Raw genomic sequence first — 24148 nt, forward strand, 5'->3', positions numbered from 1 at the left:
TTCCCCCTACCCCAAGTAAGTGATACTATATTCCAATTCTTTATATAGGCGGTAAACCTGCTCTATATATTAAATTTTGCTTGTAATATTCAAACCGGCTTGGATATGGCGATCCATGAATCTTAGATTTAAATAAGCCAGTTGATTATGTTTATCGATCTTGATAATTTCATTCTCAAAATCTTGTAACGGTCCCCCGATGATTTTAGCTTTATGATGTATTAAATAGGCTTGGGACATTTTCAATACGCCGAAAGAATCTAATAAGCTTTCAAACATGTTAATTTCTTCCTGACTTAAAGCTGCGACATCTTTATATTTTAATTGTTTAATAAGTCCGTCTTTATCTTCTTTCATACTGGCCAGTAAGATATCAAATTGAGTTTGATTTAATTTAGTTTTTATAAATATATAACTAGGAAATAAGGGTTTTAATGCATAACCTTTAATATCTCGCCGATAATATTCTATGAGTGGGATAAAGGCGTAAAGTTCTTTTTTATTATTTAGTATTTTTAATAGCTTTTGAAGTTTAGCAGACAAAGCAAACAATATATACCAATTCATGTTTTGCTTACAACTTCTAAAGGAACTTTCATATGTTTACCTAGCATGCCACAGTCAAGAAATGCAATTCTTTTGTGCCTGTCAATTTTCTTTATTTGACATTCCATTCCGACTAATGGACCACTGTCTACTTTAAGAATGGAGTCAGTAATATGACCAGTAGAATGCTTAATAATATCTTTGTTATCAAGCATTTTTTCTAAGAAGTGGGTTTCATTCGGATCTAAAGCGATGACATCTGTATACTCCAGTAAAGCGGCAAATCGATGAATAGATTTTAATATTTCCGCATATCGATCATTGAATTGCTTTTTAGTCATGGTTGTTTTTAAAAAAATATAATCAGGAAACATACAAGAAATTTGATATTCTCTTAATTTAGAGCTAGAAAACCATTTTTCTATCTTAGGTATAAAGGCATAAATATTATCTTGACGGTTAAAATAATCCACTATTTCTTGTGTTCTATCACTTTTAGTATGAATGACGCACCAATACATAAAGTCTCCTTTCTGTGAATAATAAAAATTTCGTAGAATACACTATTCTACGAAATTTTAGGCTGCCTTATTTTATTAATCTGATCCTGCTTAAATTTTAGTGATGAATGTACATAACGATTTAAAGTAATAGCTATATCAGAATGCCCTAACATTTCACTTAGTGACTTAATTTCGATTCCACTTTCTACGCAGTTGGTAGCATAAGTATGCCTGAGTGAATGAAAGTTAATAGAGAATCCATTCTCCGTACAAAGTTTTTTAAATCGATACTGAATTGTTCGGGGATCAATGATTCTTTCATTGTTGGAGAGAATATAATGGTTTTTATCTTTTACGCCAATTGAACTATAGTATTTATAAAGATGTCTCAGCATAAAGTCTGGTAAAGGAATTTGTCTTTTAGAAGTCTCAGTTTTAGGCTCAAATACCATCAATGAAGTTTTAGAGTGAGTTTGATCAGTATTTTCTAATCTTTGAACTGTTTTTGTGACATTGATAATTCCTAAAGATAAATCAATATCTTTCCACTGCAATGCACAAATTTCTCCAATACGCAGACCGGCATATAGACCTAAAGTAATTGCGATTGATGTTGATTCAACATGATGAAAACAATAATTATCTAAACATTGAATTTGAAAAGAAGTCAGTACTTTGGTTTCTTCTTTCTTAGTATTCAGTTTAATAAATTGAAAATCGATATGGGGAATACCATATTTATATTCTCCATAGTTTAAGATTGATTTTAAAGTAAATCGTATTGAAGCCATCATACTAAATGAATAGTGACCTTCCATTTTCTTCTGTAAAAACTGAACAACAATTTGTTCATTGAGATCTTGTATATGACATTCTTGAAAAAATGGAGTGAGCTGTAATTCAATGAGCCGCTTATATTTAATATAAGTAGAGTATTTGATATAGACTCGTCTTAATTCAAGCCATTCTTTAGAAATTGTTAGCATATCTTTATTGATGTTCGCTTGCATCTTGTTATTCCTCCTTATAAAATACCACTGTCAATCTATCATTTTTTAATGGAGAAACACCAGTTAGACTAAAAATAAAAAAATACGATCAATTTCTGCAAAATCTTTCTAAATACGTATTTTATATTTTATTTTAAACAGCTTTATGCTATAATTCGTTTCGTAGAATAGTGTATTCTATGTAAAAATATAAATTTAAAGACATATGACCTACAGAATAGCCTGTAGGTTTTTTATATTAAAAAAAGAGACCGTAGTCTCTTTAACAATAAGCAGGTAAATACATCTGTGGATTATCTTTATACTTTTCGGCTTCTTCTTGAGATAAGAAGACCGTTAAATGAAGCTGTTTCGAAGAAATTTCGTGGGGTCCTGCACATCCGGCATAGCCTTCAATACTAAAAGTATAGTCTTCTTCATTTCCTTTAATATTCATGACTTTTCCGCTCATGACATAACCATTCATTAAATAATAAACTTCATTTCCATCCCTTAACATTATTTTCCTTCTTTCTTAATTCATAGAGATTTACCTTATTTTATCCTGTTCAATATAAAAAAACAAATACTTAGATTTTTTTTAATAAAAAGCACACTTCATTCAAAGTGTACTTTCTCTATTATTATTTACTTAAATCTTCACCGTTTGATAAAATCACTTTTTTATACCAGTCGAATGATTTTTTCTTAGAACGTTTTAAGTTACCGTTTCCTTTATCATCCATATCTACATAGATCATACCATAACGTTTTGTCATTTCACCTGTACCGGCAGAAACTAGGTCGATGCATCCCCAAGGTGTATATCCCCAAAGTTCAACACCATCTAATTCGATTGATTTTTTCATTTCTGCAATATGGTCAGCTAAGTAATCGATACGGTAATCATCATTGATTGAACCATCAGCTTCTACAGTATCTTTAGCTCCTAATCCATTTTCAACAACCATTAAAGGTAATTGATAACGATCCCATAATTGGTTCATGGCAATTCTTAATCCCATTGGATCGATTGGCCATCCCCATTCAGATTCTTTTAAGTATTTAGACTTAACGACTCTTGCTACATTTCCGTCTGTTGTTTCAGCATCTTTTCTTGAAGTTGAAACACCTGAGTTGTAGTAAGAGAATCCGATATAATCAACTGTACCATTGAATAAGATTTCATCATCATAAGGTTCTTTTTTGATAACGATACCTTTTCTTTCAAATTCAGCTAATTTATATGATGGATAGTATCCACGGCATTGTACGTCGCAGAAGAAATGTTTTAAGTTTCTTGCCGCATCGATATCTTCTTGCTGATCGGCAGGGTTACAAGTTTCAGGATAAGATAAGATGTAAGCAACCATCATTCCGATTTCAAAATCAGGGTTAATAACGTGTCCTAATTGTACAGCTTGTGCGCTGGCAACAAACATATGATGCAATGCTTGGTAGCGTGTTTGATCATCTGTTTTACGGCATCCTAAAGTTGTATATCCGTTTAATAAGTTGATTTCATTGAATGTCATCCAATATTTAACTTTATTTTTATAACGTTTGAAGATTGCGTCACAGTAATTGACATAGTAATCTACTACACGGCGATCAGACCATCCGTCCATTTCATCAGCTAAGAATTTAGGCACATCGAAATGGCAGATTGTAACAATAGGTTCAATATTGTAGCTTAAGCAAGTATCAAAGACTTTATCATAGAAAGCCAATCCTTCTTCGTTTGGCTGTTCTTCATCTCCTCTTGGGAAGATTCTTGTCCAAGAGATTGACATTCTGAATGAATTGAATCCCATTTCAGCAAATAACTTAATATCTTCTTCATAATGATGATAAAAATCTGTTGCTACATGGCTTGGATAATACGTATCTGGATCTAAATATCCTACAGCCCCATCAGGTAATTCTTCAAAACGATTAATTGAAGTTAAAGTACCGTCTTTTAATTTGATTGTAATTCTTCTTGGGGTTGTCATATTACCATCAGTAATCACGTCAGAAGTCGCTAAACCTCTTCCGCCTTCATTATAGCCCCCTTCATATTGGTTAGCAGCAGTAGCGCCACCCCATAAAAATCCTTGTGGAAATCCCATAATTTTCTCCTCCTCATTGTTATCGTTTACATTATAGCATTTCTTTTTCTATAATATAATAAAAAAATGTAAATATCTAAACATATTTTTTTACTTATCATAAGTAACGTAAATATTATTGAAAATGAGTGAAAAAGACTGTGTATTATAAATTTCAATTGATTTTATCTATATATATTGAAAATACTAATAACTATTCAAATTTTGAAAATATTTGTCAAATAATAGTTTTAGTTGTATAATCGCAATAGATTATTCAATGTATATATCAAATAATATGGACTATAATAACCGTGTAGAGGAAGTTAATATAAAATTCACACTAAAGAAGTATGATTTTGTCGAATATAAAAATTGCTTTAGGCAAAATGAATAACCAAGAGTACAGACTGAATAATATAATAAGGAGAATACTTTTAGAAAGGAGTGTTGGAAATGGATAAGAAAATTAAATATACAACCAATCCCTCACTTCTTTTGATAGCGGATATATTGGAGCTGCTGACGAATGATGGCGGTACGATCTATGTAGGTATGGAAAAAGACGGCAGTGTTGTGGGACTGGAGAATGCTAATCTGGTCATGAGAGAAGTAAATATGATGATTATCAATGCTTATCCTGAATTAATTCTTTCTACGCATACCCGCATTGAAATTACCGGCGGAAAAGAAATTGTACGTATCGATGTATTATTAGATGGATATATAGAAGAGTATGTGTATTATGATCAGTTTTATCAGGAAACAAAGAATATGTTTGTTCCTATCGATCAATTTGAAAAAGCAAAATACAAGACGAGAGCCAATTAGGCTCTTTTTCTTTTTACCCAAATTTAACAAAAACGCAATAAATCACCTGTAATTTAAAGAAAGTATTAATAAGGTGAGTAAAATCAGCTAGGTTAATATAGAAGTGAAGAATTGTTAAAAAAGGGAGGAGAAATCAACATCTGAATTTAACATAAATTTAACTTAATTCAAACTTGTATTAAATAATGACTTGTTATAATGGTGGCGTGGTGAGAGGAAGTCACCTAAAAATTGAATATAAACATGTGTGTAAAAACAAGGAGAAAGAAAATGAAAAAATTACTTAAATCTTTAATGGTAGCAGCAGTTGCGTTTGCCATTACTGGATGTGGCGGTACAGGAGATAGTAAAGCAAATAAGCCAGTGACAATGTCAGGGTCAACTTCAATGGAAAAAATGATGACGGCAATGAACGAAGCTTATTACAATGAAACAAATAATGAAGCAACAGCAGAATATACAGGATCAGGTGCGGGAATCGAAGCGGTTTTAGCCGGATCAGTTAATATTGGGAATGCTTCAAGAGCTTTAAAAGATGAAGAAAAAGCAAAAGGTGCAGTTGAAAATATTGTGGCTATCGATGGAATTGCAATCGTAGTAGACAAAGCAAACGGTGTGGAAAACTTAACAAAAGAACAATTAGCTAAAATCTATACCGGAGAAATTACAAACTGGTCAGAAGTTGGCGGAGAAAATCAAAGCATCGTAGTTATCGGACGTGAAGCCGGATCGGGGACAAGAGGAGCTTTCGAAGAAATTTTAAAAGTAGAAAATAACTGTAAATATGCCCAGGAAATTGATTCTACAGGTGCGGTAATGGCAAAAGTAGCGTCTATTCCTGGGGCAATCGGATATGTTTCATTAGATGTTGTAGACGATACTGTAAAAGCATTAAAAATCGAAGGCGTTGTAGGAAATGAAGAAAATATCAAAGCCGGAACTTATGCATTGCAAAGACCATTCGTTATGGTAACTAAAGGAGAAATCAGTGAACAAGATCAGTCGGTTCAGGATTACTTTAAATTTGTACAATCAGATAAAGGACAGGAAATCATTAAATCAGTTGGACTTATCACAGTTGACTAATCATTAGGAGGAATAAATCATGAATAAGGTATTATCAATCATGATCAATAGTAAGACTAAATCTCGAGTAGAAAAAACAGCGGAATGGATCTTTAAGGTTTGTGCGTTGTTTGCTCTTATTGCTGTCGTAATGATGACTGGCTACATGATTTATTCTGGAACACCAGCTCTTTTGAAAGTGGGGATCAAGGAGATCCTCTTTTCAAATGTATGGAATCCGAGTGCAGCCGATCCTCAATATGGGATATTAAATATTATTTTTACTTCGATTGTTGGAAGTGCCGGTGCTATTCTTGTCGGAGTTCCCATTGGCGTACTGACAGCTGTTTATCTTTCAGAAGTAGCTAGTTCAAGAATGGCAAAGATCGTCAAGCCGGCAGTAGAATTATTAGCAGGGATTCCGTCTGTTGTTTATGGTTTAATTGGAATTTTATTAATTAATCCGGTGATGTATAAACTAGAATTATTCTTTTTCAAGAATGATCCTACCCATCAGTTTACCGGTGGATGTAATTTATTATCAGCCATTATCATTTTAGCTATTATGATTTTACCCACCGTTATCAATATCAGTGAATCAGCTATACGTGCAGTACCTAAACATTTAAAGTCAGGTTCTTTGGCATTGGGCGGAAGTCAGATGCAGACAATCTTTAAAGTGATTCTGCCGGCAGCCAAAACAGGAATTTTAAGTGCCATCGTATTAGGTGTAGGACGTGCGATCGGAGAAGCTATGGCAATCGTTTTGGTATCAGGAAACTCTGTTAATTTACCGCTGCCATTTAACTCAGTGCGCTTTTTAACCACAGCGATTGTTTCGGAGATGTCTTATGCTTCAGGAACACATCGTCAGGTGTTATTTACGATTGGACTGGTGTTATTTATCTTTATTATGATCATAAACATCATTCTTACTAAAATCATTAAGTCAGGAGATGATCAGCATGCATAACAGTATTTATGATAAACGTGTGAGAGTCAGTGACAATGTCATTCGTGTCCTCATTTATTTAAGTGCATTCGTATCTGTCGCTGTGTTAGTGGGGATCATCGGCTTAGTGATCGTAAAAGGAGCACCACATTTATCATGGCAGTTAATTTCAACTGTTACCAGTGGTATTAATAATACCTTTGGGATATTAGGGAATATCGTGAATACGCTTTATATCATTGTCATTACATTACTGATCGTCACCCCTTTAGGCGTAGGCGGAGCTGTCTATTTAAACGAATATGCAAAGGGTGGAAAATTGGTAAGAGCGATCGAGTTTACGATTGAGACACTGTCAGGAATCCCATCTATTATCTTTGGTTTATTCGGAATGGTTTTCTTTGGAACCGCATTAAAACTAGGCTTCTCCATTTTGACTGGAGCATTAACTTTAGCCTTAATGGTTCTGCCGATTATTACCAGCTCAACACAAGTGGCACTAAAAAGTGTACCGGAATCCTATCGTGCCGGAGCAACCGGAATGGGAGCAACGAAATGGTATATGATCCGTACAATTATTTTGCCTAGTGCAATGCCGGGGATTATTACCGGGATTATCTTAGGCATCGGAAGAATCATCGGTGAATCAGCCGCTTTATTGTTTACAGCTGGAAGCAGCTATTATTTAGTCAATGATTTCTTCGGACATATTTTTAAATCGGGAGGAACTTTAACCATCCAATTGTATTTAAGTATGACAAAAGCTAGATACGATCAGGCATTTGCAGTTGCTTTGGTTTTAATTATATTAGTTTTCGTTTTAAACCGTATTACACATATTATTGCTAATAGAATGAATAGAGAAAAAGGGTAGATCAGCATGGAAAACACAAAAATAAAAGTTGAAAATTTAAACTTGTACTATGGACAAAATCACGCTTTAAAAAACGTGAGTATGGATATTTATGAAAATAAGGTGACAGCCTTTATCGGACCTAGTGGATGCGGTAAATCTACTTTCTTAAAAACACTTAATCGTATGAACGATTTGATCGAAAATGTTAAGATCGATGGATTGGTCGAATTAGATGAAGAAAATATTTATGATAAAAAAGTGGATACTACTTTATTAAGAAAGAAAGTAGGAATGGTATTTCAACAGCCTAATCCCTTTCCGATGAGTATTTATGATAATGTTGCCTATGGTCCCAGACTGCATGGTATTAAGGATAAAAAGCGTTTAGATGAAATTGTTGCAAACAGTTTAAAGGGAGCCGCATTATATGATGAAGTAAAAGATGATCTAAAGAAGTCTGCCCTGAGCCTTTCAGGAGGACAGCAGCAGCGTCTTTGCATAGCCAGAGCATTAGCGGTTGAACCGGAAGTGATCCTGATGGATGAACCAACCAGTGCGTTAGATCCGATTTCGACATTAAAAATAGAAGACTTAATGGAAGATTTAAAGAAAAAGTATACTGTCATTATAGTGACGCACAATATGCAGCAGGCAACACGTATCGCAGATTATACAGCCTTCTTTTTAGTCGGAGAAATGGTAGAGTACGGTAAAACCCGTGACTTATTTGCAACACCGCAGGATAAACGTACAGAAGACTATATTACAGGTAGATTCGGTTAGGAGACAATTATGGTAACAAGAAAAAAATTTGATTATGAAATTAACCACTTAAAAAAAGATATTGGAGAGATGGCAGAAGCAGTCAACGAAACTGTGCATACGATGGAAGCATTGATCAAACATCCTGATGTTTCACAATCGAAAGAATTAGTTGAGCATGATAAATATATCAATGAGCTGCAAAAAAACATTGAAACCCGCTGTCTGTCATTATTATTGAAGCAGCAGCCGGTGGCACGTGATCTGCGTTTAGTGTCAACCGGGTTAAAAGTAGTGACAGACTTAGAACGTATCGGGGATCAATGTGCCGATATTGCAGAGATCACAGTGCTTACAAAAATGGATGATCTTTATACGAAGCTGCCGCATATTGCTTCTATGCTGGAGCATATTGTGGAGATGATGGAGCAATTGACTGCAGCAGTTAAAAATGAAGATGTAGAACTGGCAAGAGAAACTCGTCAGAAAGATCAGAAGATCAATGCTTTATTTGATAAGTGTAAAAAAGATGTAGTGATATTGATTAAACAAGACGAAGAAAATATCGATTATTATTTAGACTTCCTTATGATCTCAAAATATTTAGAAAAAATCGGAGATCATATTAAAAATGTTTGTGAATGGATCGAATTTAACGAGACCGGAATGATTGATAATTTTAAATTAGTATAATGCGATTAAAGAGCGTTCAGACGCTCTTTTTTCTTTGTGTGTAAAATCTTTTTTTGTTCGAATAATGATGATATAATGCTTCAATGGAGGACACAATATGCATAAACCAAAATTAGTAATCTTTGATATGGACGGTCTGATGTTTGATACAGAAAAAATGGGAAGCCGTTGTCATATTCAAGCTGCCAAAGAGTTTGGCTATACTATCTCAGAAGAGTTAAGTAAGAGTTTAATTGGCGGAAACATGATCCGCAATACTAAAATATTAAAAGAAGCTTTGGGTGAGGACTGCCCATTAGATAAAATACGTGAACGTTCCGGAGAATATCGTGAAGTTCATTTTCAGGAGCATGGCTTAGGGATAAAGCCGGGATTAGTTGAACTGCTGGATTATTTAAAAATTGAAGGTATTAAAATGGCGATTGCTTCTTCTTCAGGCAGGTCAGTAATTGATCGTTATTTAAAGATGAGTAGCTTAGAAGGAAGATTTGATTATATTATCAGTGGGGATTTGATCCACAACAGTAAACCGCATCCGGAAATCTTTCTGCATGTCTGTGAACATTTTAGTGTAGATGTTCAAGATGCTTTAGTGCTGGAAGATTCTAAAAACGGCATTATGGCAGCACATGCTGGGAATATCCCGGTAATCTGTGTGCCTGATCTGATTTTCCATGAACGGGAAATTTTTGAAATGACAACTGCAACCGTATCTAGTTTATTTAAAGTCAAAGAACTGCTTCAGGGAATTAAACCCAAAGTTGCTATCTTTGATATGGACGGCTTGATGTTTAATACAGAATGGCTGTGCATTGAACCGTTAATCAAAGCTCACCATGACTATGGTTATCCGATGACAAAAGAAATCTGTCATAAGCTGATCGGTACATCAGGCAAGATCGCAAAAGAAATATTAGTGAGTGAGTTTGGCACAGATTATCCTTATGAAACTGTAGACCGCCATGCTTTTGCATTACTGCGTGAAGAAATTGATACTAATGGTCTGCCAATGAAAAAGGGGTTGATTAAATTATTGGAACGTTTAAAAGCATTGAATGTTGCTTGTGTAATCGGCTCTTCATCAAGTTCTAAAACGATTGAACATTACTTGGAAATATCAAATACACGTCAGTATTTTAAGGGGATTGTAGGGGGCGATATGGTGAAAGCCAGCAAACCGGAACCGGATGTTTTTATTAAGGCATGTGAATTATTTGAAGTGGAACTCAGTCAAGCGATTGTATTAGAAGATTCTAAAAATGGAATCATTGCATCGAATCGTGCCGGAATACCTGTCGTATGTGTTCCGGATTTGTTGATGCACGATCAAGGATTGCTGGAACAGTCTGAAATGTTTATTTCGGATCTTGGCAAGCTTGCCGATATCCTTGGCTAAGGAGATACAGATATGAAGAATATTATGATCGTCGCTACCGGCGGAACAATAGCCGGTGTAGGAGAAATCGGTAAAAGTGCCAGCTATCAGGCAGGAGAAATCAATATTGATGAGATCATTAAGTCCCTTCCTGCCATTAATCATATTGCCCATTTATCAGCAATCCAATATATGAATGTTGACAGTAATGAAATGTCACCCGACAGATGGGTGCAGTTAGCTAATTATTTAAATGCATTACTATTAAGAGAAGATGTGGATGGAATCGTTGTGACACATGGTACCGATACATTAGATGAGACAGCTTATTTTCTGAATTTGACTTTGCGTACCTATAAACCTGTCATTATTACCGGGGCAATGCGTCCGGCGACAGCAGCGAGTGCTGATGGTCCGATGAATCTTTATCAGGCTGTAGCTTTAGCGTGCCATGAAGAAGCGATGGGACATGGTGTCATGGCAGTCTTTAGCGATACGATTTATTCAGGACGTGATATCCAAAAGGTAAATAACTTTAAAACCGATGCGTTTGATAAAAAGGATTTTGGCTGTTTAGGATATATGCGGGATGACCAAGCGTATTTCTTTGCCAGAGCCTTTAAAAAACATACCTTGCAGTCACAGTTTAGTCAGCAGGTGCTAACGACTTTACCTAAGGTAGGAATTGCCTACTATTATGCAGGTGCGGGAATTGAAGTGCTGCAAGCATTAGAAAAAGACTGTAAGGGGATTGTCATTGCCGGAAGTGGTAGTGGAAACTACTCAAAAGAATGGATTGAAAAAGTTAAGGATTTGAGTCTAAAAGGCATCATCATTGTCCGTTCCAGCCGTGTCGGACATGGAATTGTCTTTGAAAGTCCGGTCTTTGATAAAGAAAATTATACGGTGCCAAGCAATACCTTATCACCGCAAAAAGCGAGGGTATTATTGATGTTGGCACTCAGTGTAACAAAAGAGGCAGAAAAAATCAGGCAAATCTTTAATGTTTATTAGAAATAATACTTTTTACAGGCTTTTAAGTTTGTTATAATGAAAGAGTATTATGTGGGATCTTAACAAAAACTTAACATAATATTAACTTTAAATAACTTTAATGTCGTAGTCTTTTTTGGTTTAATGAGGGCAAAGAGGGATGGACTATGGAAAAATTAATTTATATTATTGAAGATGATAACAATATTCGTGATCTAATTAAAATTGCTTTAAATAGCTATGATTTTATCGTTAAAGATTTTGATAATGCGGAAGATGCCTTGAAATCGATTCAGGATGATCTTCCGACAGTCGCTGTATTTGATGTCATGCTGCCGGGAATGGACGGCATCACCGCTTTAAAAAAGGTACGTACAATGTCAAAAGTCAAAGACCTACCGGTGCTTGTCTTGACGGCTAAAGACAGTGAAGTCGATAAAATTCAGGGGTTAGAAGGCGGAGCGGATGACTATATGACAAAACCATTTTCCGTACTGGAATTATGTGCCCGTGTGCGTGCGCTGATCAGACGCAGCAAAATGAAAACCGATCAGTCTAAAATGATTGAAATGAGCAGCATCATGATTAATCAGGAAACACGTGATGTTTACCGTAATAAACAGCTGATCGAATTAACGTATAAAGAATATGAACTGCTTTTATTGCTGATGCAGAATCATAACCAGGTTTTAGAAAGAGAAGAGCTGTTAAATAAGATCTGGGGATATGGCGGAAGCGCGGATACTCGTACAATCGATGTGCATATTCGTCATTTACGTGAAAAATTAGGAGATCAAGGAGAATGCATAAAAACGATTCGCGGTGTAGGCTATCGTTTTATGGATACGTCAAACAATGAAAAAGACGATATTTAGAAATATCAATGTATTGATTGTGACTGCATTATTAATTTGCAGTGTGATATCCACTTACATTTTTTCACGTCTCACTTTCAACAACAATGTCAACAATATGCTTTATAGTTTGCAGCTGGTCGATTATTCTATTGACTACGAGCAGGATTTACGTGTGCAAATTGATTTAGTCAATGAAAAAACATTGGAATCTGACAGTCGAATGACCGTTATTTCATTGGATGGTCAGGTGATTGCGGATTCTTCTGTTGATGATTTGCAGGAAAATCACTTGGATCGTAAAGAAGTACGTGAGGCTATTCATGAGGGTGTGGGAAAAGAAGTTCGCTATTCAAGTACAATTCATAAAAATATGCTTTATGTGGCTTATCTTAGTGAGCATAACGTGATTATTCGTTTATCTGTGCCTTATTCCGGACTGACTGACTATCTTAAAATGGCTATTCCGGGAATTGGTATCAGTATCATTATTTCGTTGGGATTATCGGTTCTTTTTTCCCGTTATATCGCTAAAAAGGTATCAGAGCCTTTAGAAGAAATATCTTTGCAGCTGCTGTCTATTGAAGAAAATGATCCGGTATTCAAAAAACATACCTATGAATATACCGAGTTAAACAATATTGCCAGTGTAACCGATCGTTTGGCAAATAAAATCAATCAGACAATCGCTTCTTTAAAAAGAGAAAAGAATAAAGTACATTATATCCTGGATAACATGCAGGAAGGAATGATTGTTGTGGATGAGGATAACTCCGTTATCTTGATCAATCATGCCGCTAATCTGATGTTTAACTGCGAAGGGGTAGATAAAGGCTTGCCCATTGAAAGCTATATTCAGGAACGTAAAATATTAAAACGCATCAAAAGTCAAAATGTCTATGAGACATTTCATTTAGGAGATAAATATTTTTCAATTCATAAAGCTAAAATCGACAGCGGTGTATTCAAAAACAGTACAATCGTATTGTTTTTAGATGTAACGCCGGAAGAAATGGCGATGAAAATGAAACAGATGTTCTTTTCGAATGCTTCACATGAATTGAAGACACCGTTAACCTCTATCCAAGGGTATGCGGAATTATTGAATCAGCATTTGATTAATGATGAAGTGCAAAAAGATGAATTTGTCCATCGTATTCTTAAAGAAACAAGGAATATGACACGTTTGATCAATGATATTCTAGTTATTTCTAAGCTTGAAAATCATCAAACGATACCGGATATACAATTACTGCATTTAAACTTAATTATTGAAGATATATTCCATACTTTATCACCGATGGCAAATGATCGTGGCATTCACCTGATCTGTCATAGTGAAAATGTTGATTTCTACGGTGATTTGGAACAAATGAATCAACTTTTTACCAACCTATTATCCAATTCGATTAAATATGGTCGTGATGGCGGATGGGTATCCGTAAAATTCAATCTGGAAACAGATAGTCTTAAAATTATTGTAGAGGATAATGGGATTGGTATTCCTAAGGAAGATATTCCCCATTTAACAGAACGATTCTATCGTGTAGATAAAGGACGTACAAAAGCAATCGAGGGTACCGGATTAGGGTTGGCGATTGTAAAGCATATTGTACAGCTTTATGAAGGAGACTTAAAAATAGAGAGTGTCTTAGGAATTGGGACAAAAACAACCATCTATTTAAAAAATATGAAAAAGGACGTGTTGTAAGGTGACAATAACAAATTTATTTACTATGCTGGGAGGATTGGGCTTATTCCTGTATGGAATGCACATGATGTCCAATGGACTGGAAAACGTAGCTGGAAACAGCTTAAAAAAGATTTTGGAGAAAATTACATCTAATCGTATTGTCGGTGTACTGATCGGAGCCGGAATTACAGCGGTGATTCAGAGTTCATCTGCTACGACGGTTATGGTTGTCGGATTCGTCAACAGCGGGTTAATGAAATTATCCCAAGCGGTTTGGATTATTATGGGAGCTAATGTCGGAACGACGATTACCGGGCAGCTAATTGCCTTGAATGTCAAAGACTTTGCACCAATCCTAATCTTTGCCGGTGTTTTTCTGATCCAGTTTATCCGCAATAAAAAGGTTGGCTATGTCGGTGAAATCGTTGCCGGGCTGGGAATTTTATTTGTGGGAATGCAATTCATGTCAGATGCCATGGTGCCATTACGTGACTACAAGCCATTTGTTGATCTGATGACAACTTTTGAAAATCCATTCTTAGGAATTGCTGCCGGAGCTGTATTTACAGCGGTCATTCAAAGCTCAAGTGCCTCTATTGGGATCTTGCAGGCTTTGGCAATGAGTGGAGCAATTCAATTACATAGTGCTATCTTTGTTTTATTTGGACAAAATATCGGAACATGTATCACGTCTATTATTGCGTCAATCGGAACTAACCGAAATGCAAAGCGAACGACCATGATCCATCTTTTATTCAATGTTATTGGAACATTAGTCTTTGTGACCGTATGTCTCTTTATTCCATTTACCGATTATATTGTAGCGTTAACACCGGGTTCTGTGCAAAATCAGATTGCCAATGTGCATACTGTCTTTAATATTGCCACAACGATGCTGCTGCTTCCTTTTGGTAATCAGCTGGTTCAATTAGTCGAGAAGATCTTGCCGTTAAAAGAAGATGAGGAACAGGATTTGCAGACACTTTATATTTCAGCAACCGAACCGGCAGCTTCATTTATGGCAACAACACAGCTAAGTAAAGAAATTGCCCGTATGTTTGATTTTGCGAAAGAAAACATTGTCCTAACAATGAAAGGTCTAACGAAAGTGACCGATAAATATAATGAAAAAATAAGCAATAATGAAAAATATATTGATTATTTAAATACAGAAATCACCCGTTTTAGTGCACAGGTAACTTTAGTAGATACGAATGAAAATGATTCTTTGCTGACCAATGCATTATTCAAAATTACCGGTAATATTGAGCGTATTGGTGATCATGCCATTAATTTGGCACAATATATTGATGAAACAAAAGCGAACGGACTTAAATACAGTGCCCAAGCGGAAACAGAATTAACCATTCTTCAGCAGACCCTAGACAGCAGTATCAGTTGTTTTGAAGAATCCAAAACACAGTTAACACCATTAAATATGGATAAGATTATTGAAAATGAAGAATTGGTAGATGAATTGATTGCCAGCTATCGTGAAAATCAGATCAAGCGTCTTAAAAAAGGGGAAATTTCAGCGGAAGCCTGCGTTGTTTACAGTGAAATTTTAACCGATATTGAGAGAATAGCGGATCATCTATATTCGATTGCTAAGCTATGTCGTCAGTTTAATATCACACTGTATGAAACAATCAGTGAGTAAAGGGTGTAATATAAACACCCTTTTTATTATTTATGGTAGAATAGAGGCGATAGGAGGAGGACTATGAAAAAGAATCTGATTTTGCTTTTATCTGTTATTGTGTTGAATGCCTTAGCAGCAATAGAAGCCTTTGCCACTCTTTATGCCCGCTATATTTCTCCGTTGTTTGTGCAAACCATTGGGAGATTAGCCGGCTTATTCCCTATTTCCTTATTTGAATGGGTTGTTTTATTCTTGATTATAGGCTTACTGTTTATCATTATTAAATATCGTTCATGGATGCTGGTTTTTCGCTATCTTCTTGTGATCTGTTTAGTATTTACCTTGACTACAGGAATCAATTATCATCGTCAGCCAATCGAGAAAGATATGCAATTTACAAAGGTGGATTACACAACTAAAGAACTAAAGCAGCTGTGTCAGTATGTGACCAATCAGTTGTATATCTTAGATACAACTGCGATGGATCAAGCAACAATGGCAAAGCAAAGCCGTATCGCTATGAATCGGATTATTTCTAGTTACTATCCCAATCCAAAACCGATGCTGTTTTCAAAACTGATGACTGCCTGTGGACTAAGCGGTATTTTCTCACCGTTTACCATTGAAGCCAATTATAATAAAGATATGACGGCTTTTAATACCCCTTTTACGATGTGTCATGAGTTATCCCACCTGCAAGGTTATATGTCTGAGGATGAAGCAAACTTTTTAGCCTATCTTGCCTGTTCACAATCCGATCAGGAGTATTTTCGCTACAGTGCTTATCTTACAGCTTTTATTTATATAACAAATGAGCTTTACGATTTGGGTGTAGATATTAATCCTTATTATGTGCAGCTTTCAGAACCGATTATAAAGGACTTGAAGGAGGATCACGCCTTTTGGAATCAATATGGTGATACGATGAGTACGATTACCAATACCGTTAATGACACCTATTTAAAAATGAATTCAGTAGAAGAGGGAGTCGTCAGCTATCAGCGCTTTGTCGGTTTGATTTTTTCCTATTATAAGCAAAATAATGCCAATATTTTTTCATAGAGTTTATTCGTTAAAGACATGATTAAGAAGAGATGATCTTATTATCATGTCTTTTTTATACGGCTTTATAAAACATTTAACCTGTAAACATAAGAAAATCTTAATGTTCTCTTATAAGAATATTTATAAATTCTCAAGAACATTATGATAATATAATATTCTCGAAAGAAGGGACTGGGAAATATGACAAACAGAATACTGATTGTAGATGATGAGCAGGAAATTGCCGATCTTGTGGCTCTCTACCTAGAGAATGAAGACTTTCAGATTTTTAAGTTTTACAATGCCTTAGATGCCTTACAGTGCATCGAAAATGAATCCTTAGATATTGCGATAATAGACGTCATGATGCCGCATCTCAATGGCTTTCAGCTATGTAAAAAGATACGAGAACAGCACCATTATCCGGTGATCATGCTGACAGCAAAAGGTGAGGAAATTGATAAAATCACCGGGCTGACATTAGGCGCAGATGATTACATCACTAAGCCTTTTTTACCGCTGGAACTGGTAGCACGGGTAAAAGCACAGCTGCGAAGATATAAGAGATATAATGGCAGCAGTGAGACAGATGAAAATGTCATTATTCATTCGGGACTGGTCTTGAATATTAAAACGCATGAATGCATTTTAAACGAAAAGCCGCTTTCGTTAACACCTACGGAATTTTCCATTTTGAGCATCCTGTGTCAGCAAAAGGGAAATGTGGTAAGTTCGGAAGAACTGTTTCATCGGATTTGGGGCGATGAATACTTTAGTAAAAATAATAATACGATTACCGTACATATCCGGCATTTGAGAGAAAAAATGGGAGATTCCTTTGAAAATCCTAAGTATATTAAAACAGTTTGGGGGTGTGGTTATAAAATTGAAAAGTAAATATTTACAGCTGTTCCGAATGCTTCGTATTATCTTTATTGCAATAATAATCTTTTATGGTCTTTATTATCTGATTGATCAGGTCTTTAATGGGGCTTTTGTGAATTGGTTTACAGACCATTTTATCAGTTTACAATATGAACCCTATGAAAGCGTTGACGGTGTGGTTCAGACTTCAATATACACTACATTGAATTGGTATGAACTTAAAATGTTTATATTCGGTCTATCTATTACAGGGATCATTATTGTAACTGTTGTGATCTTTGTCATCTCTCATTTTTATGCTAATAGAAAGATAAAAGAAGCATTGTCGAATGCCAGGCAGATGATGCGCGATTATATGGGCGGAGAAAAAGAGGCTAAAGAAGTATTTCCCAAGGAATATGCCGAAATCTCTTCGCAAATGCTGGAAATTAAGTCTGCCATGCAGCATCATGAACAGATTTTAAGAGATGAGGCGAACCGAAAAAATGATTTAATCGTATATCTGACACACGATTTAAAAACACCGTTAACTTCCGTGATTGGCTATTTAAGCTTACTGGATGAAGCAACGGATATGCCAAGTGAACAAAAAAACAAATATATTGGAATCGCCTTGGATAAATCACATCGCTTAGAAAAGCTGATTAACGAACTGTTCGAAATAACTCGCTATAATCTTCAGCAAATCGAATTGGAAAAAGAATCCATCGATCTTTCCTATATGCTGGTACAGATGACCGATGAGTTTTATCCGCTGCTGCAAACTCATGGTAATACGATCAATCTTGACGTAAAAGAAGATACGTTTCTATATGGGGATCCGATCAAGCTGGCAAGAGTTTTCAACAACATTTTAAAGAATGCGATTGCCTACAGTTATCAAGATACGGAAATTAAAATCTGGACTGAAAAAACAGATACAGAACTTGCTCTCTATTTCCGTAATAAAGGACGAACGATTCCACCACGTAAATTAAATGCTATTTTTGAAAAGTTCTTCCGATTAGATGAAGCCAGAACAACCAATACCGGGGGTGCCGGCTTAGGTCTTGCAATCGCTAAAGAAATTATAACCCTGCATCAAGGAACGATCACAGCCAAAAGTGAGAATGAATGGACAACATTTTGTATTACGCTTCCCTTAAACTAACTATTATTTACCTTCTTAATATATTCTTAGGAATTAAACAATTAAATATTAAACTATGAATAGCTTTTGTTGGGTAGAATAATGACTGTACAAAAGCTATTTTTTTGTTTAAGAAAGGCAGGGCTGTTTATGAATAAAAAAACATCACGTACTAAGTTGGAAAATAAAAAAAGAAAGGTTCTTTTATATATTTTTATTTTGACTACTCTCACCGCTTTAATATTGATTTCGAAAGAATTACGTACAGTAATCGATCATCAAAAAAATTCTTTTTTCTCTATCTTTGAAAAAACAAATACAAAAGAATATATACCGCCGCAATCATCCGATTCTATCGATCTGACACATTTATATAGTCCCTACTCAGCCTTAGTGGAATTGAGTACTAATCAAACACTGGCACAAAACAAAAGCCAAAGTAAGATTTATCCGGCTTCATTAACTAAGATTATGACAGCAATCATTGCGATTGAAAACATAGAGAATTTGACTGAGGAGATGCTTCTGACTAATAAGCATTTTGAAACTTTATATGAAAGAGATGCTTCCATGGCAGGCTTCCTACCGGGAGAAAAAGTTACAATGAAAGATCTGCTGTATGGAACACTGCTGCCCTCAGGAGCAGAGTGCTGTTTGGCGTTGGCAGATCAAATCGCTATGTCAGAAAGTAAGTTTGTGAATTTGATGAACAGCAAGGCAAAAGAACTGGGTATGAATAATACACTTTTCTGCAACTCGACCGGTTTGCATAACGCTAATCATTATTCAACAGTTGAAGATATGGCAAAATTATTACAGTATGCCCTAAAAAATAAAGAGTTCAGAACGATTTTTACCAGCAGACAGTACAGCATCTTCGCAACTAATCTGCATCCTGAAGGATTAACATTTAACAGCACCATGTTCAGTTCCATGAATGATACAAAGGTTGTGGGTGGGAATATCATCGGCGGAAAGACAGGCTATACTGACGAAGCCGGATTATGTTTAGCCAGTCTTGCACAAATCAATGGAAAAGAATATATCTTTGTAAGTGCCAAAGCAAAGGGCGATCATCAAACCCAGCCTTATCATATTTTAGATGCAAACAATGTATATAATCAGGTAGGAAGTTTAAATGTTCTAAATGATTCTAATTTAAAATAAAGTGGGGCTATGCTATAATGAAAAAATGAAAAGGAGATATCTATATGGGACATATTTTATTTATGAAACCGGTTTTTAAGGAAATGATCTGGGGCGGGCATCGCTTAAAAGATGTATATAATTATCCCATTCCGAGTGATTCTACAGGGGAATGCTGGGCTATTTCTGCACATAAAAACGGTGACTGTACCATTTTAAATGGTGAATATAGAGGAATGAAGCTTTCAATGCTTTATCAGCAGCATCGTGAGCTGTTTGGTAATATTAAAGATCCTGCATTTCCCTTGCTGATTAAAATTATCGATGCTTCTAAAGATCTTAGTGTGCAGGTTCATCCTGACGATCACTATGCCTCAAAGCATGAACATTCTTTAGGAAAGACGGAGTGCTGGTATGTACTTGATGCAGACCCGCACACCCAAATGGTAATGGGACATCATGCTCAAACAAAAGAGGAATTAATAAAATGTATCGAAAATGACGAGTATGACCGTTTGCTTAATAAGTTTGAAATAAAGCCGGGAGAATTTTACTATATCCCTTCCGGAACGATTCATGCGATCTGCAGTGGCTCATTAATCTATGAAGCACAGCAGTCTTCGGATATTACCTATCGTGTCTATGATTATCATCGTAAAGATAAAGAGGGTAACGAACGTCAGCTTCATGTTCAGCAGTCCATCGATGTAACAACAGTTCCTTATCATCAGACTTTACAAAAGGAATTATCAAAAGAGATCACGGACACATTTATCAGAACATGCTTGATTGAAGCTCCTTATTTTTCTGTATCAAAGATTGAGGTTTTAAAAAAGACCGGTCTTGTGCATAGTCAGCCGTTTAGTCTGTTTAGTGTCATTGAAGGAGAAGGATATGTCAATGATTGTCCAATAAAAAAAGGACAGCACTTTATTGTCTGTCATGATGTTCAAAAGATAGAGTTTGATGGTCAGCTTACTTTGATGATGACAACCTTATAATATAGATCGGCGTAAGTCGGTCTTTTTTCTTGGGAAACTTTATAAACCTATATTTTATATTCTTTACCAAAAAGAATAAAATGATGAAATCTAATTTCAATAACTTGAAAAAGGCTAGAGGTTTTAAAAAGGGATGTATATAATAAACACATAACTACAAGGAGGATCTAAAATGGGATTTAATAAAGATTTTTATTGGGGCGGATCAGTGTCCTCTTTTCAAACTGAAGGAGCTTGGGATGAAGGCGGAAAAGGATTATCAATCTATGATGTCAGACCGACAAATCCAAATTTTTCAGATTGGAAAGTAGCTATTGATGCCTATCATCGTTATCCTGAAGATATTGCATTAATGAAAGAGATGGGATTTAATTTTTACCGTTTTTCGATTTGCTGGTCAAGAATCATTCCTAACGGTGATGATGAAATCAATGAAGAAGGTGTGGCTTTCTATAATCAATTAATCGATCAGCTTTTAGAAGCAGGAATTGAACCTATGATCACACTGGTGCATTTTGATATGCCTTATCATTTAGTCAAAGAATATAATGGATTTGCTTCAAGAAAAGTAGTGGATCTGTTTGAACGTTATGCCCGTGTGTGTATGGAACGTTTCGGGGATCGTGTTAAACATTGGATGAGTTTCAATGAACAAAATCTGTTTTCACAGTCATTAAGATATTCAAATGCAGAAGAGATTCCTGAGGGAGAAGATCCAATTAAATTCTTGTATCAGGTCAATCATCATGTATTTATTGCTCACTGCAAAGCAGTTAAAGCATTACGTGAATTAGTGCCGGATGCACAATTTTGCGGAATGGTCGCTTATGGACTTACTTATCCAGACAGTGCCGAACCAAAAGCAAACATGATTGCACAATTAACAAATGATTACTTTAATAATTTTTATGTGGATGTCTTTACGAAAGGAAAATATCCAAATTATATGATCAACTATTTATCTGTTCATGGCTGGATGCCGGAATTTGATAAAGAGGATGATGTATTGTTGAGCTATACCGTGGATTATATGGCATTTAGCTATTATACCAGTGCCGTTGTTACAACTGCAGAATACGAAGGACGTTTCTTAGGGGATGTCATTGCAGAGGCACATCGTAAAAATGAATTTTTAGATGGGACAGAATGGGGATGGCAGATCGATCCGATCGGAATTCGACGTATCGCCAGAGATATTTATTATCGCAGTGGCAAGCCGGTGTTTGTATTAGAAAATGGAATTGCCCATCGTGAATCTTTAAACGAAAATAACACGGTAGAAGATGATTATCGTATTGACTACCATCGTGAGCATATCAAACAATTAAAAGCCGCAGTAGAAGTTGATGGTGTAGAATGTTTAGGGTATGTCACATGGGGACCTATTGATATTCCAAGCAGTCAATGTGAAATTGCCAAAAGATATGGATTTGTTTTTGTCAATCGTGATGAGAAAGATCTAAAAGATTTATCACGTCATAAAAAGAAAAGTTTCTACTGGGTGAAAAAAGCATTTGAATCAAATGGAGAAGATTTGGATTAATGTTTTACTGCCTAATTATTTGGGCAGTTTTTTTATTTCGAGGGAATGCATCATTTTTATCTTAAATTGAAGATTAACCGCTTAAATAGATAGTATTTTATATTTAAATTTGATATTATTATAAAGTCAGGTATAAAAATGAGGGATTTTGTCGATGTTTTTTATAATAAATATTAAATTAAAGAGGTCGAACATATAACCCTAATAAGAGTGCAAGTCACATATAAATTTATATTTCAGTTATTGCAGTATGGATGTTCTTACGATGGGATAAGTCTGCCGGTTTGACCGATTTATGGGAAAGTGGGGATTTAATTAAAAATGTTGGAAACGCAAGTTGGAGCGGTCATTAGGCTCAATCGGATTCATCAAAATATCTCTGTACGTGGATTAGCTGAAATTGTAGGGATCGAATACAGTCAGCTTAGTAAAATTGAAAGAGGAATGGAATCTTCCAATCCGGTAACGATGGAATCCATTTTTGAAGCATTAGATTTAAACTATCATCAAACAATAGAATATTTACCTGTTTGTATTAAAAAGGTGCATAGGCTTTATCATGATATGTTATATCGTAAATCAAGAGAGGAATTGGTCAGGCAGTTAGAAGAATTAAATCATGACAGTCTTAAAATGGGATTAACAACATCTCTTTTGCTGGCTAATTTGGTTTTTGATCTTCTTTGGCAGCAGCCATGTGAATATGACACCTTGTTCACTGCTTTAAGTAAAGTAGAGGATACAATGAGTTTACTGCAAAAGCAGATTTTTAAACAGTATCAAGGATTTTATCAGTTTATTAAGGGTAATTTCAACGATGCCATTGAAATGCTGGAAGAAGCTGAAACTTTTTATATGGATATTGGAAATCTAGCGATGATCTCGTATCAAAAAGGTGTTATTTATGCTAAACATGGTGATTTTCTGGAAGCCTTTGAAAGCTTAGGTGAAGCAAAGCGTCTCTTTGAACAGCATCATAACTATGTCCGCAGCGCTTTCTGTAGTGTATGTGTCGCTAATATTCATCTGATGACCGGGAAATACCGTAAATCACGTATTTTATATGAAGAAATGTTGGAAGTTTATCATAATTTCGGCTTAGGTCCGGAAGATAAATTGATTGTCTGCAATAATCTTTTATATTTGTGCATACTGATGGAGGAATATGATAATTTTCTGCCTACCTTTGAAAGCTTTGATGAGGATGTCAGACAATTGATGGAAAAATACCCTCAGTATTTTTATTACCAAATGATGGTAGCTTATCATAAAGATGACATGGAATTATGTAAAAAAGCAATTGATCAGTTTGAAGCATTGAATCAAGATCCGATTGATAAATATATGGCTAAATATTACCGCTTGAAGATAGAAGGAGCAGGGAGTGAAGAACTGATTAAAGTATTGGATCACAACCTTAAAGCGATAGAGAAAACGTCGTTTCCAGCCTCAAATCGTATTGTATTAAAACTGATGCTGAAAGAACATCAGCATTCTAAAGATTATAAAACCTTATATAAATATGCTTTAAAATTATGTGAAATAAAAATGTAAAA

Annotated in this window: 23 protein-coding genes; 18 read left to right on the top strand and 5 right to left on the bottom strand. The window is 35.3% G+C overall.

Features of this window, described 5'->3' with window-relative positions; all coding sequences use genetic code 11:
- Positions 1-69: 69 nt before the first annotated feature.
- From ACLRVU_RS04530 to ACLRVU_RS04550, 5 genes are all read right to left on the bottom strand, one after another.
- Positions 70-567 (bottom strand): transcription termination/antitermination NusG family protein, encoded by a 498-nt coding sequence (locus ACLRVU_RS04530; RefSeq protein WP_412890876.1) that lies wholly within the window; start codon positions 565-567, stop codon positions 70-72.
- Positions 564-1067, bottom strand: coding sequence for a transcription termination/antitermination NusG family protein (locus tag ACLRVU_RS04535; RefSeq protein WP_412890877.1), 504 nt, complete (start codon positions 1065-1067; stop codon positions 564-566). The genes ACLRVU_RS04530 and ACLRVU_RS04535 overlap by 4 nt, the downstream gene beginning before the upstream one ends.
- Positions 1068-1114: 47 nt before the next feature.
- Positions 1115-2059 carry a tyrosine-type recombinase/integrase gene (locus tag ACLRVU_RS04540; RefSeq protein WP_412890878.1) on the bottom strand — a complete coding sequence of 315 codons (945 nt, stop codon included), beginning with the start codon at positions 2057-2059 and terminating at the stop codon, positions 1115-1117.
- 262 nt (positions 2060-2321) lie between these two features.
- Positions 2322-2558, bottom strand: coding sequence for a hypothetical protein (locus ACLRVU_RS04545; protein WP_412890879.1), 237 nt, complete (start codon positions 2556-2558; stop codon positions 2322-2324).
- Positions 2559-2682: 124 nt separating this feature from the next.
- Positions 2683-4149: a family 1 glycosylhydrolase gene (locus ACLRVU_RS04550; protein ID WP_147549485.1), complete on the bottom strand. Its 1467-nt coding sequence runs from the start codon at positions 4147-4149 to the stop codon at positions 2683-2685.
- 435 nt (positions 4150-4584) lie between these two features.
- On the opposite strand from ACLRVU_RS04550, the gene ACLRVU_RS04555 reads away from it, so the two are divergent.
- The 18 genes from ACLRVU_RS04555 (at position 4585) to ACLRVU_RS04640 (ending at position 24146) form a co-directional block, all read left to right on the top strand.
- The gene (locus tag ACLRVU_RS04555) at positions 4585-4959 is read left to right on the top strand and encodes a helix-turn-helix domain-containing protein (protein WP_412890880.1); all 375 of its coding nucleotides are present in this window, start codon (positions 4585-4587) and stop codon (positions 4957-4959) included.
- A gap of 270 nt (positions 4960-5229) precedes the next feature.
- Positions 5230-6045 (top strand): phosphate ABC transporter substrate-binding protein, encoded by an 816-nt coding sequence (locus tag ACLRVU_RS04560; RefSeq protein WP_147549479.1) that lies wholly within the window; start codon positions 5230-5232, stop codon positions 6043-6045.
- A 19-nt stretch (positions 6046-6064) separates the two neighbouring features.
- A complete protein-coding gene (gene pstC, locus ACLRVU_RS04565) occupies positions 6065-6997 on the top strand; it encodes a phosphate ABC transporter permease subunit PstC (RefSeq protein WP_412890881.1) in 933 nt (310 codons plus the stop codon).
- Positions 6990-7850, top strand: coding sequence for a phosphate ABC transporter permease PstA (gene pstA / locus ACLRVU_RS04570; protein ID WP_412890882.1), 861 nt, complete (start codon positions 6990-6992; stop codon positions 7848-7850). Before pstC ends, pstA begins: the two co-directional genes overlap by 8 nt.
- 6 nt (positions 7851-7856) lie before the next feature.
- Positions 7857-8615 carry a phosphate ABC transporter ATP-binding protein PstB gene (pstB, locus tag ACLRVU_RS04575; RefSeq protein ID WP_412890883.1) on the top strand — a complete coding sequence of 253 codons (759 nt, stop codon included), beginning with the start codon at positions 7857-7859 and terminating at the stop codon, positions 8613-8615.
- Positions 8616-8624: 9 nt separating this feature from the next.
- On the top strand, positions 8625-9287 hold the full coding sequence (gene phoU, locus ACLRVU_RS04580) for a phosphate signaling complex protein PhoU (protein WP_412890884.1): 663 nt from the start codon (positions 8625-8627) through the stop codon (positions 9285-9287).
- A 97-nt stretch (positions 9288-9384) separates the two neighbouring features.
- Entirely contained in the window at positions 9385-10683 is a 1299-nt protein-coding gene (locus ACLRVU_RS04585) for an HAD family hydrolase (protein WP_412890885.1), read from the top strand.
- Positions 10684-10695: 12 nt separating this feature from the next.
- Positions 10696-11676, top strand: a complete 981-nt coding sequence (locus tag ACLRVU_RS04590) for an asparaginase (RefSeq protein ID WP_412890886.1) — start codon at positions 10696-10698, stop codon at positions 11674-11676.
- 146 nt (positions 11677-11822) lie between these two features.
- On the top strand, positions 11823-12530 hold the full coding sequence (locus ACLRVU_RS04595; protein WP_412890887.1) for a response regulator transcription factor: 708 nt from the start codon (positions 11823-11825) through the stop codon (positions 12528-12530).
- Positions 12511-14220, top strand: coding sequence for an ATP-binding protein (locus ACLRVU_RS04600; RefSeq protein WP_412890888.1), 1710 nt, complete (start codon positions 12511-12513; stop codon positions 14218-14220). Before ACLRVU_RS04595 ends, ACLRVU_RS04600 begins: the two co-directional genes overlap by 20 nt.
- Position 14221: 1 nt before the next feature.
- A complete protein-coding gene (locus ACLRVU_RS04605) occupies positions 14222-15862 on the top strand; it encodes a Na/Pi cotransporter family protein (protein WP_147549457.1) in 1641 nt (546 codons plus the stop codon).
- A 63-nt stretch (positions 15863-15925) separates the two neighbouring features.
- Entirely contained in the window at positions 15926-16906 is a 981-nt protein-coding gene (locus ACLRVU_RS04610; protein ID WP_412890889.1) for a DUF3810 domain-containing protein, read from the top strand.
- A gap of 183 nt (positions 16907-17089) precedes the next feature.
- On the top strand, positions 17090-17785 hold the full coding sequence (gene vanR / locus ACLRVU_RS04615) for a VanR-ABDEGLN family response regulator transcription factor (RefSeq protein ID WP_412890890.1): 696 nt from the start codon (positions 17090-17092) through the stop codon (positions 17783-17785).
- Positions 17775-18923 carry a sensor histidine kinase gene (locus ACLRVU_RS04620; RefSeq protein ID WP_412890891.1) on the top strand — a complete coding sequence of 383 codons (1149 nt, stop codon included), beginning with the start codon at positions 17775-17777 and terminating at the stop codon, positions 18921-18923. Before vanR ends, ACLRVU_RS04620 begins: the two co-directional genes overlap by 11 nt.
- A gap of 129 nt (positions 18924-19052) precedes the next feature.
- The gene (locus tag ACLRVU_RS04625; protein ID WP_412890892.1) at positions 19053-20069 is read left to right on the top strand and encodes a D-alanyl-D-alanine carboxypeptidase family protein; all 1017 of its coding nucleotides are present in this window, start codon (positions 19053-19055) and stop codon (positions 20067-20069) included.
- 44 nt (positions 20070-20113) lie between these two features.
- Positions 20114-21049 (top strand): type I phosphomannose isomerase catalytic subunit, encoded by a 936-nt coding sequence (locus ACLRVU_RS04630; protein ID WP_412890893.1) that lies wholly within the window; start codon positions 20114-20116, stop codon positions 21047-21049.
- Positions 21050-21221: 172 nt separating this feature from the next.
- A complete protein-coding gene (locus tag ACLRVU_RS04635; RefSeq protein WP_412890894.1) occupies positions 21222-22592 on the top strand; it encodes a glycoside hydrolase family 1 protein in 1371 nt (456 codons plus the stop codon).
- 321 nt (positions 22593-22913) lie between these two features.
- Complete coding sequence (locus ACLRVU_RS04640; protein WP_412890895.1) at positions 22914-24146, top strand: helix-turn-helix domain-containing protein; 1233 nt, start codon at positions 22914-22916, stop codon at positions 24144-24146.
- The last annotated feature ends 2 nt before the right edge of the window (positions 24147-24148 follow it).

It is taken from the genome of Beduini sp., assembly GCF_047239305.1.
Taxonomy (GTDB): Bacteria; Bacillota_I; Bacilli_A; order Erysipelotrichales; family Coprobacillaceae; genus Beduini.